Consider the following 2451-nt stretch of genomic DNA (forward strand, 5'->3'; position numbering starts at 1 on the left):
GATCGGGGTGCCGCGCAGCAGCGCCAGCCCCGTCACCGCCGCGCCGCCCGCGAAGGTCAACGGCAGCGCCTTGCGGGTGAGTTCCTGGATCCTGGCCTGGACACCGGCGGACGGGGGCGTACGGGCGGCGAGGGCGACGGCGCGGGCGGCCTCGGTGCGGTCACCGGTCCCGACCACGACGGCCCGGGCCTGACCGGCCACCACGGTCGTGCCCTCGAAGACCATGCAGCGCCGGTCGGCCACCGGGGCCCGTGGCGTCGGCGCCGTCTGCTTGTCCGCGGGCAGGGACTCCCCGGTGAGCGCGGACTCGTCCACCTCCAGGCCGTCCTCCCACAGCAGCCGGGCGTCGGCGGGGACCACGTCGTCCGCCTTCAGCTCGATCACATCACCGGGGGTGAGCCCGGCGGCGTCCACGGTCCGGGCCTCGGCCGACGCGTCCTCGGCGGGCGCGCCGGTCGCCTCCGTCGCGCCCTTCGGTGTGACGCGGGCCTTCCGTTTCTGTTCGGCGAGCAGCCCGGACAGCGCGCGTTCGGCGCGCAGCCGTTGCACGCCGCCGACCAGCGCGTTCAGGTCGAGCGCGCCGAAGACGAGGGCCGCGTCCACGATCGACCCGAGGATGGCGGACGCGGCCGAGCCGACCGCCAGGACCGGGGTGAGCGGGTCGTCCAGCTCGCCCCGAACGGCCCGGGCGAGCTCCACGGTCCAGCGCACGGGGGCGAGGGCGGGGGTGTGGCCCACGGTGTCAGCCGCCTCGTGCAGCCGGACGGTGGTCTGCTCGACCACCGTCGTGTCGGTGTCCTCGTCGGACTCGTGCTCCAGCCGGTCCAGGACATCGGTCGGCTGGAGTGCGTGCCAGGCCGTGCGCGGGCCGGGATGCGGCGCCCGGGTCAACACCACGCCGAGTGCCGCCCGTACGCCGCTGAGCAGGGCCGTCGCCGCGGCGATGTCGACCGGGACGTGCCGCAGTCCGGGCAGGGGCGAGCGGCGCCGCGCGTTCGACTCGCCGACTGCCACGAGCAGCCCGGAGAGGGCGGCGCCGGACCGGGCCAGCGTCTGCGAGCGGCGGCCCACCGCGCGGGCCGCCGGCACCGCGGTCAACAGCCGCCACACATCGGCCAGGCCGTTCAGGGCGAGGACGTCCGCCCCCCAGACGACGGCAGAGTCACCGTCCGCGAGGGCGATGGCCACATCACCGCCGAGCAGGCCGTCCAGGACCTCCATCCCTTCCCGTGCGTGCGTGTCGTCGTCCCGTACATGGGTGTCGTCGACGTCCGCCTGGGGGTCGGTCGAGGGCAGCCTGGCGACCGTGAGGACGGTGCCGCCTTCGTCGCGCACTGCCCGCACCACCTCGCGCAACGGCTGCCCGCCGGCCACGACCTGGTCCGCGAGGCTCGTGAAGTCGCGCAGCGCCGGGTCGTCCACCATCACGACGGCGAGGCCTGCCCGGCGTGCCGCGTCCAGGACGGTCTCGGCCCATGGGTCGGCGCCCGCGCCGGGGGTCCGCAGCGCGCTGGGGTGCAGGACGATCGTGTCGACGGTCTCCAGTTGCCGCAGCCGCTCCGCGTCGCGCACCAGTACGCCGGTCCGGGCGAGTGCCCCGCTCAGTACGGTGTGGAAGGCGGCGGGCCCGTAGCGGGCGGCCTTCGGCGAGCCCGCGAGGACCGCCTCCGCGGCCTCCTTGCCGTCGTGCTTCACCAGCAGGGTCGCCGCGGCGCCCAGCACACTGCCGGTCGAGGCGTGGGCGGCGTACTCCTGGGCGGGGGTGGTCCGCAACGGCGGGCGCACGGAGGGGCGTGGGGGCAGGCCGGCCCGGTGCGGCCTGCACACCTGGTCGTGGACGGTGTCGAACTCGGTCGCGCGTGCCACCGTGTCCGCCAGTTGGCAGGTGCGCAGCGCCCCGTCGAGCACCAGGGCGATCGGTGTCTGGCCCGCGCCGTGCACGGCCGCGTTGGCGGCGGCCAGCAGGACGTCCATACGGGACGGGCCGAGCCGGTCGCGCAGGAATCCGCGGAAGCGTGGGTTCTCGCGCAGCAGTGTCGCCACCGCTGTCACCAGCCGTGGCGAGGGCGGCAGCCGGAGGAAGGACCCGGCCAGCGCGACCCCGGTGCCGATGACGTCCGCCGCGAGAGTCGCCGCGGCGGCGCGTATCCCGGCCGCGTCGCCGGGGTGGGCGTACCCGTCGACTGCCTCGTCCGTCAGCGACAGTCCGTGCCGGGCGGCGAGCGCGATCGCCTCGTCCACCACCTTGTCGCCGAGCGCTTCCTCGGCGGCGGACACCACGAGCCGCGCCAGGCCCCGGTCCCAGTAGGCGAGCGCCACGTCCGGCCGCTCGGCCAGCGTGGCGGCCACCCGGCGGGCCACGTGTTCCGTCCCGCCCTCCCGCCTCACCCGTTCGGGTGCCTCGGGACGCAGCGCGAGGTGTGCCCGTGCGCGGGAGCGCCAGGGGCGCCC

General features: G+C 76.4%; 1 protein-coding gene. It reads right to left on the minus strand.

Annotated elements, in window-relative coordinates; all coding sequences use genetic code 11:
- Positions 1-2451: P-type ATPase (locus STRIP9103_RS35785; RefSeq protein WP_048821592.1), on the minus strand; the 2451-nt coding region annotated here is incomplete at both ends.

It is taken from the genome of Streptomyces ipomoeae 91-03, assembly GCF_000317595.1.
Classification (GTDB): Bacteria; Actinomycetota; Actinomycetes; order Streptomycetales; family Streptomycetaceae; genus Streptomyces; species Streptomyces ipomoeae.